Source organism: Paenibacillus sp. FSL R10-2748 (assembly GCF_038005565.1).
Taxonomy (GTDB): domain Bacteria; phylum Bacillota; class Bacilli; order Paenibacillales; family Paenibacillaceae; genus Paenibacillus; species Paenibacillus polymyxa_B.
In genome coordinates this window covers 193,862-207,775 of sequence record NZ_JBBOTK010000003.1, presented here as the reverse complement: position 1 = coordinate 207,775, position 13,914 = coordinate 193,862, and the positions used below count along the sequence as shown (strand labels likewise).

Genomic DNA, 13,914 nt, shown 5'->3' with positions numbered 1-13,914 from the left:
GGACCCTTGCGGGTCCACTGTTATCCATGAAGCGGAAAACGCTCTGCTGGATGTTCCGGCAAAATGGACGAGATCAACCGTCGTACAGCCGGATGAGCAGATTCAAAAATCTGATCCTTCTCATCACAGCGCTCAATCAATCTTCCCTGCTCCATCACAGCAATGCCATCACAGATGGCATATGCCGCCCGAATATCATGCGTGATGAACAGATATGACAATCCAAACGAAGATTTCAGTTCTCCCAGCAGGGATAAAATATGCATCTGGTGAACCATATCGAGGCTGCTGACGGACTCATCCAGCACGATCAGCTTTGGTTTGAGCGCAATCGCCCGTGCAATGTTGATCCGCTGTAATTGTCCGCCGCTGAATTGATGCGGATATTTAATCCGATCTTCCGGCTTGAGGCCGACCCGTTCCAGCAGGCTTTCGACCGTTCTTTTTTGTTCCTGCACCGATAACCGTTCGTAATTGTCCAATGGCTCACCAATAATCTGCCCGGCGGTCATTCGGGGATTTACAGCAGAGTAGCAGTCCTGAAATACGACCTGCATATCCCGTCGCAGTCCCCTGCGGACTTGGGGGCTCGCATTATAAATGTCCTGTCCCTGGAACAGCACCTGACCCTCCTGCGGCTTCTCCAGCCCCAGAATAACCTTGCCCAGCGTGCTTTTACCGGCTCCGCTGGTACCAAGTAAGCCTAGGCAAAACCCACTTTCTATAGTAAGCGAAACGTTAGCCAACACAGGAGGACGTGGTTCAGAGCGGCCCAGCCATTTGCGCCTTCCATAGCTATGAGTTACTTTCTTCACTTGTAGCATGCGCATTCGCTCCCCTTTTGAAAGTGTAACCGTCGAACAGGCGACTAACCACCTACCTGATTTATGCCCCGAATGGACAACTTGGGTCTGACATGCAGCAGCATTTTAGTATATTCATCCTGCGGGTGATCGAATAACTGATGGACCTCAGCCTGCTCAACAATACGACCCTGCTGCATGACAGCCACTTCATCCGCCAATTGGGAAATGACGCCCAGATCATGCGAGATCAGCAAAATGGACGTATTGTATTCCGTACGCAAGCGATCCAGCTCTCTTAGCACCTGTAGCTGATTGACCACATCGAGCGCCGTCGTTGGTTCATCGGCAATAACCACTGCTGGCCGCAGGCACATGGAAATGGCGATCATGACTCGTTGCAGCATCCCGCCGCTCAACTGAAACGAATACCGCTTCATCAGCTTGGCTGGATCGGGCAGATTCATATTTTCCAGAGCCGTTATGGCAAGTTCATGGGCCTGTCGTTTGGTTAATCCGGTGTGCGTGCGGACCGTTTCCATAAACTGAGCTCCGATCGTATACACTGGCGTAAAAGCGCTCATCGGATTTTGCATAATAAACGCGATTTCCTTGCCCCGAATACGGCGCATCTCCTCGGCCACCATTCCGTTCAGCTCACGCCCGTTCAGACGGACACTACCTTCCACGTCCATCGTCTGGCGATCCAGCAGTTGGAGCAACGCTTTACAAGTCACTGTTTTGCCGCTTCCACTCTCGCCGACAAGACCCAGTACCTGTCCCTTTTTCAGCTCAAAATGAGTTGGCTCCAGCAGAGATACCGCCCCGGCATCGGTTTTGAGCTTCACCTGTAAGCCGCTGACCTCCAGCACCTTCTCCCTGTCGTCCATCGTTGTAACTCACTCCCGTTTTACTGACGTTTGGCAATTCCGTATCGGTCGGACAGCGCCTCCCCCAATATATTGAAGGCCATCACCACCACCAGAATCATAACCCCCGGATAGATCATTAATTCCGGATGACTGCGTATGTATCCCGTTCCCTCATGAATCATCGCTCCCCATTCGGGAGTCGGCGGCTGAATGCCTAGACCAAGGAACGACAACGCGGAAATATCCATGATCGCCCAGCCCATTTCCAGCGTACCAATGACCACAATCGGCCGCAGCACATTCGGAATAATATGCCGCCGGATAATGGCCCCTGAGGAGGACCCGCTAATCCTTGCAGCAGCTATAAAATTCCGTTCTTTCAGACTGACGACCATATTGCGGCACATTCTGGCATAATACACCCACTGCACCATCATTAAGGCAAGCAGCACCTGCATGAGGCCCGGCCCAAAAATACCGACAATGCCCAGCACAAGCACCAAATTCGGAAACGCCATAATACCTTCGCAAAACCGCATCAACACACTATCGACCCAGCCGCCCACATAACCTGCTAGCGACCCGACCACAACGCCGATGCTAAGCGAGGACAGGAAAATTAATGTCGCAAAACCGAGGGAAATCCGCGCTCCATACAGCAACCGGGATAAATTGCACCGACCCAAATGATCGGTCCCCAGCCAGTATTCTTTCGAAGGTCCCTCCAGCTTGTGCAGTAAATTGACTTTAACCGGATCATGGGGAGCCAGCCAAGGAGCTAGCGCCATAATGATAAAAAGAGCAGCCAGTACGACAGAGCAGACCACGATTACCTTTTGACCTTTGAACATTGTACGCAACCTTATCATCACTGCTCTGCTCGTCCCTTCGATGAAATTCGGGGGTCCATATACAAATGCACCAGATCAACGAGCAAATTGCATACGATGAACAGGCATGCCGCCAAAAACACATAGCATTGTATGACGGGAATATCCCGGTTAAAAATCGCTTCCACAAAATAACGGCCAAACCCGGGCCATGAAAACACCTGCTCCACAATAATTGTTCCGGTCAGAAGCTTGCCCAGATTCATACCCATACTTGTAATCAGTGGAGCAATGGCAATTTTCAGTACATGCTTGAGCATGATCACCCGCTCACGAATCCCTCTAGTTCTGGCATACTGCACATACGTTTCCTGAAGCTGCTCCAACACACTGGAACGCAGCAGGCGCGTATATAAAGCAATCAGAACCAGCGACAGGGTCAAAGTGGGCAACACCAGATGTTGCCACGTTCCTCGCCCCTCTACAGGGAGCCAATCCAATCGGACAGAGAAAAAGAAGATTAACAAATATCCCAGCCAGAACTGGGGTATAGACGCGCCAAAATATGAAATTCCTCGACTAAGCATGTCGATCCAGCCATTTTTACGCATCGCCGCCAGCACGCCCAGTGGAATACTCACCACAATAGATAGCACCATACTGCTCACAGCCAATTCAAAAGTGGCGGGCAGCCGAACCTTGACCTCATCCCACACCGGCTTGTTGGTCAGATACGAAGTACCAAAGTCCAATTGACTGATTCTTTGAAGTGTATGCATATACTGCGTCAGCAAAGGCTGATCCAGCCCGAACTCATGTCTTTTCTGCTCCAGAATCTCTGGAGTAGGATAAATATGAGCAGCCGTCAAATAGGCCTCGGCCGGATCAACTGGTGAAATATGAATCAGTGCAAAGGTAACGAGGGTGGCAAAGAGAACAATAGGAATGACCGCTACCATTCGCTTCCCGATATAGCTGATCATGAGTTGTCCTCCTATCCTGTAAACTACCGTTACCTATCGGCTTCAGCTACTTTCCGATTTCAATTCCCTCAAACGGATTTTCATCCCGATTAGCCGGGAATACAAAGTTTGTAATCTTTTTCTGGTACACTGCCGTTTTCTTAATATATGAAATAGGCACAATGGCAGATTGCTCCTGAAGCGTCTTCAGAATCGAAGCATACAGCTCTTGACGCTTGGTTTCATCTGTCGATGAGAGCGCTTCGTGTACTTGCTGATCCAGGTCTTTCTTCATCGGAAGGGCACTCAGCACCTCGGAAATTCCGAAGCTCTTCTTGGCAATGACATTAATAAAGGAGTGCGGATCATAAGGCGCACCATAGTTGTACCAGAAGTACAGATCAAACTGGTTGGATCTAAGGCGCTTAATTTGAACCGTCAGCTCCAGTCCGGTCAGGTTCACTTTGACACCCAATTCTCCCCATTCAGCCTGAATGGTTTCAGCCATCGCCTTTTGGATCGGATCAGTCTTATCAAAAATCAGCTCAAAATCCAGCTGTTGTCCGTCTTTTTCCCGTACTGTACCGCCTGCGGGCAGCTTCCAGCCAGCCTCATCCAGCAACGATTTGGATTTTTCCACATCATAGCCAACAGGCTGTAAGTTTACATTCGTATACGGATAGTTTTTGGATAAAACCGTATCCGCTGTTTCCTCCAGCCCCGAGGTTACACCTTCCACCATTGCCTGCTTGTTAAAGCCATGCTGGAGTGCCAGACGTACCCGAAGGTCTGCCAGCTTGGGATTGGATGAGTTGAGTAACAGGCTTCTTGTACCTACAGGCTCGGACAGCGTGGTAACATACTGATTCGTGTCGCGAAGCTGTTTGAAAGCATCCAGACTAATGACACCCTCTCCATAAATCAGATCCAGGTCGCCTTTTTCAAAGGCCATTACACGGGTTTCGCCATCGGGAATGATTTTTACCGTAATTTTATCCACCTTCGGTGCAGTACCCCAATAGTTCGGATTACGCTTAAAGGTTGCATATTCATCTTGCTTGTATTCATCCAGCATCCAAGGTCCTGTACCTACAGGTTTCTTGATTCCTTTGGACGTATCTCCATCATCCGGGAACCCCGCTTCACCCAGAAAACGGAACGGGCGAACGACAGACAAATCCTGAAGCACTGGGTAGTATGGCTCTTTGAGCGTCATTCGGAAGGTGCTGTCATCTACAGCTTCAGTTTTGTCGAGAACGCCTACTATACCAAGCCAGCTGTGCGTTTTCTCATTTTTCATAATAGCGTCAAAGTTCTTTTTGACAATGGTCGCATTAAATAGCGTTCCATCCGAAAATTTCACACCTTTGCGCAGCTTAAACGTATATATTTTGCCGTCCTTGGAAATAGTCCAGGATTCAGCCAAAGCAGGCTCCAGCTTGCCTCCTTGCTTGTAGCTGACTAACGGCTCATAGACCATGGATTGTGCAAAAAGTTGGGAAGGATTGTATACGTGAGGATTCATCGTACCAATGTCACGCGGCCACGATAGCGTGATCGACTTTTCATTGGCAGCTCCGTCAGTAGAGGTGGATGCAGGGGTGTTTTCCTGCTTCGCGCAGCCCAAAACAACGGATAATAAGAGGAGCGCCACCAACATAAGGGTGGCAGTCTTGCGGTGTCGAACGGACATCAATGTATTTCCCCTTTTCTATATATGTGATAATGATTATCATAATCATATTTAGAATAGGTACCACGTTCTATTTTGTCAACAATATTCGACAAAGGAAGCCTATATTTATTTTAAATTTGTAGAATGACGATTTTGCAAAAATCCAATAAGCGACTTCCAATGAACAAGATATAGATCGAAATGGCCTAGTTCGTCTAGATATTGCACTTTGGAGCGACTGGAATCGAATTTTGCAAAATCCTGATAATATCAAATTTATGGATTAATTCTCCAACGTTTGAAACAGAGTACGCGTGTACTCATGCTGTAACAAGTCTTCATCCCATTCCTTAAATATTTCCACGATCTCCCCCTGAACCATGACGGCAACTCGGTCACAAAACTGGCGAGTAGATTGGAGATCGTGAGTAATGAATAGGTAGGACAACTGACGCTCCATCTGCATTCTTTTGAGCATGTCCAGTACAGAAGACTGCGTTGTCGTATCCAGATTGGCGATCGATTCATCGAACAAGATAATATCCGGCTCCACCGCCAACGCTCGGGCAATACATACCCGCTGTTTTTGCCCGCCACTCAGCTGTGCTGGGTATTTTTCCAGACTGTCAGCCTCCAATCCTACTGATTCCAATAGAGACAGACAAATATCCAGCGCCTGCGCTTTTCGCTCAGGAAAATAGTTGTGGATCGGCTCCATTAAAATATCTCGAATGGTCATACGAGGATGCAATGAGGAGGACGAATCCTGTGCAACCAACTGGATTCGCTTGTACAGCTGAACGTCCTTCGTCTTTTCGAAATGTATAGGCTGATGATCCAGCCAAATCTCCCCTGAGGTCAACGACTCCAGCCCTAGAATACATTGTGCCAGCGTGCTTTTGCCACTTCCACTTTCTCCAACCAATCCAAGACACTCCCCCTGCCGTAACTCCAGACTCACCTTCTTCACGGCCTGCTCGCTATCTTGCGTGCTGAACCAGCCTTTTCTCCGTTTGCGGACAGGGTATGCTTTGGTCACATTCTTCAATTCCAGCATCACTGGTGCATCCTTCCTTCCGGGCTCATCTCCAACACTCGATCTGCTATGCGGCTCATACCTTGGCGATCATGTGAAATCAACAATATGGTGAGATCAAAGTCTTCTCTCAATTGTTGCAGCAATGCCAAAACCTTGTCGCGGTTGATAACATCCAACGCCGTAGTAGGCTCATCGGCAATAAAAAGGCTTGGACCTGAGCTTAACATTGCAGCCAGCAGCACCCTTTGACACATGCCTCCGCTTAGTTCAAAAGGATATGACGACAAAATATGCTCAGGATCTGTAAACCCAACCTTGCGGAGCAGAGAGCGCAAATAGGCCTCCCGCACTGGAGTAGCGCCTCCTCTGGCTATCTCCATGGCACGGATCAGCATCCGCCGCATCCGTGGCAGCACGCCCAGCGGGTGAACTTGCTGCGGTGCAGTGTGGGATGGGGCAGCACCAGCGTGCCCCGGCTCCATCTGGTCGTGCGGCATCCGACGCCGCCCGTGCAGTCTAAGCGTATCCATCAGCTGGGCGCGGACAGTCCGGATCGGATTCAACCCGCTCAGCGATTGTTGAATGAGCAGGGCAATATCCTCTCGGCGCAGCCTTTGCCAGCGCCGTTCCTGGAACGGGAGAGTGTCTTCCCCGTTATAGTAGATACGCCCTTGCGTAACACCGATACCTGGCTCCAGCATGCCTGCGATTGCGTGTGCGGTCAGACTCTTGCCGCATCCGCTCGGTCCGGTCAGGGCCACAATCTCCCCTGAATATATGGAAAAGCTCACATCCCGCAGCAGTGGTTTGCTCCCACTTCCGCTTGCTCCTACGCCTGTGCGGCAGATTTCCAAATGTTCCACGTGTAACAACGGTTTTCGCCCTGCCACTTGTTCTATCGTATCCTTGCCCCCAAGGGCTATTTGATCTCCCACTATTTGGCCGCCCCCTTTTCCGAAAAGCGGTCGCCCAAAAGCTGGCAGGCAAGTGCGAATAGCATAATCGCCAAGCCCGGGAAAATCATGACATGCGGAGCCACCTGAAAATATGAGGTTGCATCATGCAGCATCACGCCCCACTCTGGCTTGGGCGGCTGTACACCCAGTCCAAGAAAGGATAGCCCCGCGATCATCAGCACCACGCGTCCGATATCCCATACCGCATAAACCAACAACTGCGGCAACGTTTGTGGCAATACATAACGTCTCAGTATACGTACGTGTGAATTGCCGGATAAACGGGCATACCGAACGTAGTCCTCCTGACAGGCTTTTTGAACCAGACTACGGATATACCGGACATAGCCCGCCCACCGTACCGCAATAATCGCAAGGGTCATGTTAACAAAACCCGGGCCCAAAATGCCCACAATTGCCACCGTTAAAATAATATCAGGAAAAGCCAATACGCCGTCGATTCCCCGCATAATCAGCTGATCCACGCGTCCGCGCACATAACCAATGAGCAACCCTATAGGTAGACTGAAGCACAGCGTAGCTACAGTAATTGCACATGCGATTAGCACGCTCGTCCGAATCCCGTAAATTAGCCGTGACAACACATCCCGACCCAGATGATCCGTACCGAAAGGATATTTCCGACTGGGTGGTGCCAGACGGTTCAAAAGATCCACTTGAAGAGGATCATGAGGAGCGACCCATGTAGCCAATAACCCAAGCAGCACGATCAGACCAAAAAGTACGCCTCCTGCCAGCAAGCTCCCTTGAAAGGAAAGCCGTATCTTTTTCATTTTCAGCTTCCCCCTTAACGCAAACGTAGCCTCGGATCTATCGCCGTCTGGACCAAATCCACCAAACACTGAACACCTACAATTAAAAATACGGCAAAAATAACATACCCCTGAATCACAGGATAATCTCGCTGGGTAATCGCATCTATAAAATACTTGCCTAACCCCGGCCATGAAAAAATGGTCTCGACGATGACATTACCTGCCAACATAAATGATAGATTGGTACCTAGCAGTGTAATCATAGGCAAAACCGCATGCTTAAATATCTCAAAAAACAGGATATGCATACGTGAAAAGCCTCGAGCCTTCGCTGCTTTCACAAAATTCCGGTCACCCAGCTCCAGCATTTGAGCGCGCAGTACACGGGCTTGCACCGCTCCCAAACCTGCGCCAAGAGTCAGCGCTGGGAGCACTAGATGTGTCCAGTCCTCCCTTCCCATGGATGGGAGCCAGCCCAAGCGAACGGAGAATAGATAGATCAACAGAAAACCAAGCCAAAAAGAGGGAATCGACGATCCCAGCAGGGCAAACAGCCTGCCCAGACGATCCAGTGGGCCGCTGATTTTTAGCGAGGCAGCCAGTCCCAGCCCCAGCGTAAGCACCGTCATGACGGCAAAGCCCGCAGCAGCTAGCTCCACAGTAGCAGGCAGTCTGTTCCATAGTTCGGCTAGCACGGATTCCTTGGATACATACGAGGTGCCCCAATGCCCCGTGAACACATCTCGCAGCCAGTTCACATATTGAATATGAAGCGGCTCGTTTAAGCCCAGTTCCTGCCGTAGCGTCGTCAACGCCTCCTCAGAGGCAGGGACATTATGCGCGGTGAGCAAAATAGTAGCAGGGTCACCAGGAGCGAGCCGCATCAGTACAAAAGTCAGCGTGGATACAACGAATACAATGATGAGCAGCTGCGCCACACGTTCCAGTATAAAACGAATCATAGGATACGCAGCTCGTTATTCCGTAATATCAGATTGCGCTGTAATGTAGTAATACTCGATCGGATGGGGTGTAAAACCCTCCACCCCTTTTTTCACACCAAACACATTATCAGGATGCACAATGAACGACTGTGGCAAATCCGCATTGATGATATCCAGCGCTTGTAGTGTCACAGCATTACGCTGCGCTGTATCCTTCGCCAGCTTCAAGCTGTTAAGAATACTCTCTAGCGGTTTGGAACTATACCGGCTTACATTGGCTTCACTTTTCGAAGAATAAAACATGTCCATAAAATATTGCGGCTCTCCTGTATGAGCAGTAAGCATGCTGTACATTGCAAAATCCCAATCGTTTTTGGTCAACGCCTCGTCGATATTTTCCACCTTGCGAATCTTGACCTGGATTCCCTCTTTCAGCAATTGGCTTTGGATGACCTCAGCCATAACAGAGAGCTCTGGACGCTGAGGGAAAGTCAGCAGCGTAACCTCGAACGGCTTGCCTTGCTTAGTCCATGTCCCTTGAGCGTCCTTCTGCCAGCCATCCTTCGTCAACAGCTGCTCTGCCGTTCCATCCAGCGCTTTACGCTCAACTTTACCGAAGGGAAGAATGCTCGGGAACGGACTGCTTGCTTCCGTACCGAAGCCCCTCATGACGGCGCTCACAATCGATGTGCGCGGAATCAGGCTGTCCACCACCTTACGGTTCGCCGCATCCTTGAATACTGGCGATTCCATATTGTACACGATCATATGGGTGCGCAAGGAGGGAGCCGACAGCACTTGTAGCTTGTCGTTCTTTTTCAGTACCTCTGCGTTATCAACTGGAATATCCGTCGCCACGTCCACCTCGCCGGATTGCAGCGCCATCAGGCGCGAATTCCCATCCGTAATGAACTTCATCGTCGCTTCAGCCAGTCGTGCCTTCTCGCCCCAATATCCGTCATAACGCTCTACGACCAAGGATTGGTCCTTGTTGAATGCTTTGATTTTAAAGGCGCCTGTCATCGCTGGGTAGCTCTGCTCATCTTTCATCGATGCCACATCCAGTACAATCGTCGATGGATCAGCTAGATTGGACACCAGCGCCGCGTTCGGCTGGTTTGTCGTGATTTTCAAAGCCAGCGGGCCGCTTACATCAATGGACTTCACATTCAGTAAATCCTTCGCCAGATGGCTTTTCTCGATAGAGCGCAGCAAAGACGCTTTTACACCTGCTGCATCCATACTCTTTCCATCATGAAAAGTGACTTTATCCTGCAAGCTGAACGTCCAAACTGTAGGACTATCCTGCTTCCACTCCTTTGCCAGCCAAGCCACAGGCTCCAGCTTTTCATTCAAACGTACCAGTGTCTCACCTGCACCGGATCGCATCACATCCCAGCTATTATCTCCGTGCGGGTCAACGCCTGACGGTTTCCATGTATACGCCATTATCAGCTTTTTACCTGTCGCTGTTTGTTGTGCTGACGCGTTTTCACCCTTGCCGGAGCTATCCGACGTCTTATTGCTGGTACATCCCGAAAGAGCCATAACTGCCAGAAATAGCATCACCCCTGTACATATCAACCATGAACGCCTACTACGATTGCTAATCATTCAAAGAATCCCCCTCTATCTTGTAAAATCATATAAACCTAACGCAAAACGCGAAAAAAGCATTCCGGACCACTTGATCAGCAGTCAGAAATGCTTTCATTATAAAATGTCAAAACTCACCTCGAAGCCAACTCCAAAAACATAGAAGGGATCAGATCGGTTTCAGACATTCCGTATGCAGCACGCCTAACCACCTCCCCAGCATCCCGTGGGTCTGACAGTGATGTCAAAACAGGCAGGTCTCCTGACTCCAGGCGCATCTTTCAGGCCTTCCCGGTTCTTCACAGTTCCAGTGGCTGTTCTGAAAGCTCCAGCAGTATCCTGCTGATGCCTGTATACAGTGGCGGGCCCGTGTCGGAATCAACCGAACTTCCCTTTTAAGTGAACACGCTCAACAACTATCCACATGGTCTCAACAAAACCCCGTACATAGAGTCGTCCGGCTCACACCTGTTTTCTTCCTTTATTTCTTTCCATTACGATCTTATTTTGTTGTCACAGGCTTGTCAATAAATGCTGCACAATAATTTAAATTTGAACGATGTGGCGAGAATGAAGGTGATGTCTATTCATTGCGTGCACGAAATGAACGTGCTAAAATTAGGTATATAGATAATCATCGTGTCCGTATACTAAAAAGAGTCTTCGCCGCGCCAACGGCAAAGACTCTTAGGACTTGAAAGGCTGTGGATCACCACCACGGCGCGCTGCATAACTAAATGTTAATGCAAACGAAACCCACCGTTAGGGGCCAACCTAATTACGCGGTGGGTTTTCGCTTGTTCCGAAATTTTCGACGTAGCCAGCGATAAAGTTTACGAATACTAAACACCAGGCTTAGTAACGTAACCATCCAACGCAACACATCGTAGCACGACACAAGGTTGACCATCGGCTTCACCCCCTTTCGGGAAGCTGCACCGTGGTCCGAAAACATCCACCACTATTCAAAATCCATAAGGTAAATTATACCACTGCCTCGCCCACTACTCTAGCAAATTCCTCTAGTAAATAAATCAACTTAAGAGCTAACTTTAGCGCCACTGCACAGTCGGACAGGGTCAATATCTATATGTCCCCAGACGGCAAGGGTTTATTTATCCCTAATCATCAAACCTTCTGTGGAACCTCCTGAACCGTCACGCCTTTGACCGATTCGCCCTGTTTTCTTGTCAAAACGATGTTCAAGACAATCGCTGTAATCGAACCCGAAACGATACCATTTTGCAACAGCATTTTAGCAAAGCTCGGCAGCTGGTCGAACATTTGCGGCAGAACGGCAGAGCCTAGGCCCACGGCAATGCTGCATGCTGCGATCAGCAGATTGCTTTCTTTCCGTAGATCCACTTCTGACAAAATAGACATGCCTGATGCAGCGACCGAGCCGAACATGACGATCATCGCCCCGCCCAGCACAGCGTTAGGAATCACTGTCGTTAAGGCAGCCAGCTTAGGAAGCAAACCAAGAACAACCATGATACCGCCCGCAGCAAAAATAACGTTTCGCGATTTGACGCGCGTGAGTGAAATCAAACCAACATTTTGCGAGAAAGCTGTATAAGGAAACGCGTTAAAAATACCCCCAAGCATAATCGCAAGTCCTTCGGAACGCAGACCATTGACGATCTGCTTCTGCTCCACCTTCTGATCAATCGCTTTGCCTACTGCCAAATAAACGCCTGTAGACTCAACCATACTGACAATATTGACGATAATCATCGTACAAACTGCCATAATGCTAAACTCTGGCTTACCAAAATAAAACGGCTGTGCAACACTCACCCATGAAGCCTCCGCCACGGGAGCAAAATGCACCATTCCCATTCCATAAGCAACCACTGTGCCCGCGAACAACCCAATAAGCACGGAAATCGAGCGCAAAAAGCCTTTTGCCAACCGATTCACAAGCAGAATAACCAGTAGTGTGACTAAGGCCAACAGTAAATTACGTGGCTGTCCAAAGTCCGAACTGCCCTGACCCCCTGCTACATTGTTCATCGCCACCGGAATAAGGGATAGACCGATAATCGTAACGACCGAACCTGTAACCACCGTCGGGAAAAAGCGTAGCAGCTTGCCATACAACGGTGCTGCTAACACCACAAATATACCAGACAAAATAATGGCACCATACGCTGTCGCTAAATTTGAGGTCGAAGCAATCGCGATGATGGGCCCTACTGCCGTAAACGTACAACCTAAAATGACAGGCAGTCTACTACCGAAAAAGCGTGTGCCCATAATCTGTAATAACGTAGCAATCCCGCAAGTGAACAGATCGGCAGCCACCAAATAAGCCATCTGGGCTGGCGTCAGGTGCAATGCTCCCCCTACAATTAGAGGTACAGCAATTGCTCCAGCGTACATCGCCATGACATGCTGGAAGCCCAGCGCGAATAACTTTTGTTTACTTAACATCCCACATTCTCCTTAACGGGAGGAATCACCGCGCCAGCTTCCTCTATAAAATGAACCTCGCCTGGTGCCATGGAAGCGATACGCGCAAGAGAGCGCACAGCAATGCCTCTCTGCTCCAACAGTCCACGACCTTCCTGGAAGCTCTTCTCAATCACACAGCCAACCCCGGCTAGCTCCGCTCCTGCTTCCTTCACAATATCCGTAAGTCCGACCAATGCTGCGCCAGTAGCCAAAAAATCATCTACGATCAGCACATGGTCGCTGGCATGGAGATATTTTTGGGAAATACTCACCTGATAGGTTTCCTGCCGAGTGAACGAATGAACCTCTGCGAAGTATACCTGCTCATTCAGCGTGATTGCTTTCTTTTTCTTCGCATAAATGAACGGGACCCCCAAGGCAATAGCAGTAGCCATAGCAAATTGAATACCACTAGCTTCAATTGTAAGCACCTTGGTGATCGGAGCACTGCCGAAAAGGCGTGCAAACTCCTTACCAATCTCCAATGCTAATGCTGTATCTACCTGATGATTCAAAAATGAATCTACCTTTAGTACGGTATCAGATAAAATTTGTCCCTCTTGACGAATACGTTCCTCCAAAGCTTTCATTATGCGAGTATCGCTCCTTCTGTACTTTAAAATAGTATAAAACCTGCCAAAACCAAAAAAAGGACAGGCTCCCTTGAGTTGTTTCTCAAGTGAAGCCTGTCCTTGGGGGTTGTAATCCCTGACGGATTGGCGCACAAATAAATGCCCGCATTCATCCAAAGCCGATGCGCTATCACTCATAGTCGGACGATTACAGTGGTCATCCGGTAGAAACTTCTGGGCCATATCCCCAATATTATACGAGTCATATGAAATTGATATCTTGTATACTACACCCTCTGGCGGGCGGTTTCAAGACTATTTTTCATACAGACAGCGGCATTTGGAGAACCTTCCACAATTGGAATATCGTAAATCAAGCCGACCTTTGTTCAAGGTATATATATTGTAAGGACTTTGCATAATCCTGATTGT

The 13,914-nt window shown here is 49.2% G+C and carries 13 protein-coding genes and 2 riboswitches; all 13 genes read right to left on the bottom strand.

Annotated features, from left to right (window positions below):
• Positions 1-20: 20 nt before the first annotated feature.
• The 13 genes from nikE to NSS66_RS10835 all read right to left on the bottom strand — a co-directional run bounded on the left by nikE (position 21) and on the right by NSS66_RS10835 (position 13,500).
• Positions 21-830 (bottom strand): nickel import ATP-binding protein NikE, encoded by an 810-nt coding sequence (gene nikE / locus NSS66_RS10895; protein WP_023990977.1) that lies wholly within the window; start codon positions 828-830, stop codon positions 21-23.
• A 38-nt stretch (positions 831-868) separates the two neighbouring features.
• Positions 869-1,693 (bottom strand): ABC transporter ATP-binding protein, encoded by an 825-nt coding sequence (locus NSS66_RS10890; protein WP_053326416.1) that lies wholly within the window; start codon positions 1,691-1,693, stop codon positions 869-871.
• 20 nt (positions 1,694-1,713) lie between these two features.
• A complete protein-coding gene (gene nikC, locus NSS66_RS10885; RefSeq protein WP_080682961.1) occupies positions 1,714-2,544 on the bottom strand; it encodes a nickel ABC transporter permease subunit NikC in 831 nt (276 codons plus the stop codon).
• The gene (gene nikB, locus NSS66_RS10880) at positions 2,544-3,488 is read right to left on the bottom strand and encodes a nickel ABC transporter permease subunit NikB (RefSeq protein ID WP_071558037.1); all 945 of its coding nucleotides are present in this window, start codon (positions 3,486-3,488) and stop codon (positions 2,544-2,546) included. Before nikB (NSS66_RS10880) ends, nikC begins: the two co-directional genes overlap by 1 nt.
• A gap of 46 nt (positions 3,489-3,534) precedes the next feature.
• Positions 3,535-5,160, bottom strand: a complete 1,626-nt coding sequence (gene nikA, locus NSS66_RS10875) for a nickel ABC transporter substrate-binding protein (protein ID WP_068939154.1) — start codon at positions 5,158-5,160, stop codon at positions 3,535-3,537.
• Positions 5,161-5,425: 265 nt separating this feature from the next.
• Positions 5,426-6,202: an ABC transporter ATP-binding protein gene (locus NSS66_RS10870; protein WP_103744493.1), complete on the bottom strand. Its 777-nt coding sequence runs from the start codon at positions 6,200-6,202 to the stop codon at positions 5,426-5,428.
• Positions 6,199-7,116: an ATP-binding cassette domain-containing protein gene (locus tag NSS66_RS10865; protein ID WP_340958929.1), complete on the bottom strand. Its 918-nt coding sequence runs from the start codon at positions 7,114-7,116 to the stop codon at positions 6,199-6,201. The genes NSS66_RS10870 and NSS66_RS10865 overlap by 4 nt, the downstream gene beginning before the upstream one ends.
• Positions 7,116-7,931 carry an ABC transporter permease gene (locus tag NSS66_RS10860; protein WP_340958928.1) on the bottom strand — a complete coding sequence of 272 codons (816 nt, stop codon included), beginning with the start codon at positions 7,929-7,931 and terminating at the stop codon, positions 7,116-7,118. Before NSS66_RS10860 ends, NSS66_RS10865 begins: the two co-directional genes overlap by 1 nt.
• A 14-nt stretch (positions 7,932-7,945) precedes the next feature.
• Complete coding sequence (nikB, locus tag NSS66_RS10855) at positions 7,946-8,875, bottom strand: nickel ABC transporter permease (RefSeq protein WP_023990985.1); 930 nt, start codon at positions 8,873-8,875, stop codon at positions 7,946-7,948.
• A gap of 15 nt (positions 8,876-8,890) precedes the next feature.
• The gene (locus NSS66_RS10850; RefSeq protein WP_340958927.1) at positions 8,891-10,471 is read right to left on the bottom strand and encodes an ABC transporter substrate-binding protein; all 1,581 of its coding nucleotides are present in this window, start codon (positions 10,469-10,471) and stop codon (positions 8,891-8,893) included.
• A 116-nt stretch (positions 10,472-10,587) separates the two neighbouring features.
• Positions 10,588-10,731, bottom strand: coding sequence for a hypothetical protein (locus NSS66_RS10845; protein WP_023990987.1), 144 nt, complete (start codon positions 10,729-10,731; stop codon positions 10,588-10,590).
• A riboswitch (cobalamin riboswitch) is annotated at positions 10,689-10,892 on the bottom strand. (Overlaps the previous gene by 43 nt.)
• Before the next feature lie 689 nt (positions 10,893-11,581).
• Positions 11,582-12,889, bottom strand: coding sequence for a nucleobase:cation symporter-2 family protein (locus tag NSS66_RS10840; RefSeq protein ID WP_069081038.1), 1,308 nt, complete (start codon positions 12,887-12,889; stop codon positions 11,582-11,584).
• On the bottom strand, positions 12,883-13,500 hold the full coding sequence (locus tag NSS66_RS10835) for a xanthine phosphoribosyltransferase (protein ID WP_068939163.1): 618 nt from the start codon (positions 13,498-13,500) through the stop codon (positions 12,883-12,885). The genes NSS66_RS10840 and NSS66_RS10835 overlap by 7 nt, the downstream gene beginning before the upstream one ends.
• A gap of 159 nt (positions 13,501-13,659) precedes the next feature.
• A riboswitch (purine riboswitch) is annotated at positions 13,660-13,763 on the bottom strand.
• Positions 13,764-13,914: the final 151 nt, after the last annotated feature.

Bases quoted from the DNA above. Each gene is read 5' to 3' on its own strand.
- NSS66_RS10860 (WP_340958928.1), bottom strand. From the start codon at position 7,931: ATGAAAAAGATACGGCTTTCCTTTCAAGGGAGCTTGCTGGCAGGAGGC.
- nikB (WP_071558037.1), bottom strand. From the start codon at position 3,488: ATGATCAGCTATATCGGGAAGCGAATGGTAGCGGTCATTCCTATTGTT.
- NSS66_RS10840 (WP_069081038.1), bottom strand. From the start codon at position 12,889: ATGTTAAGTAAACAAAAGTTATTCGCGCTGGGCTTCCAGCATGTCATG.
- nikA (WP_068939154.1), bottom strand. From the start codon at position 5,160: ATGTCCGTTCGACACCGCAAGACTGCCACCCTTATGTTGGTGGCGCTC.
- nikC (WP_080682961.1), bottom strand. From the start codon at position 2,544: ATGATAAGGTTGCGTACAATGTTCAAAGGTCAAAAGGTAATCGTGGTC.
- nikE (WP_023990977.1), bottom strand. From the start codon at position 830: ATGCGCATGCTACAAGTGAAGAAAGTAACTCATAGCTATGGAAGGCGC.
- NSS66_RS10835 (WP_068939163.1), bottom strand. From the start codon at position 13,500: ATGAAAGCTTTGGAGGAACGTATTCGTCAAGAGGGACAAATTTTATCT.
- NSS66_RS10890 (WP_053326416.1), bottom strand. From the start codon at position 1,693: ATGGACGACAGGGAGAAGGTGCTGGAGGTCAGCGGCTTACAGGTGAAG.
- nikB (WP_023990985.1), bottom strand. From the start codon at position 8,875: ATGATTCGTTTTATACTGGAACGTGTGGCGCAGCTGCTCATCATTGTA.
- NSS66_RS10850 (WP_340958927.1), bottom strand. From the start codon at position 10,471: ATGATTAGCAATCGTAGTAGGCGTTCATGGTTGATATGTACAGGGGTG.
- NSS66_RS10845 (WP_023990987.1), bottom strand. From the start codon at position 10,731: ATGCGCCTGGAGTCAGGAGACCTGCCTGTTTTGACATCACTGTCAGAC.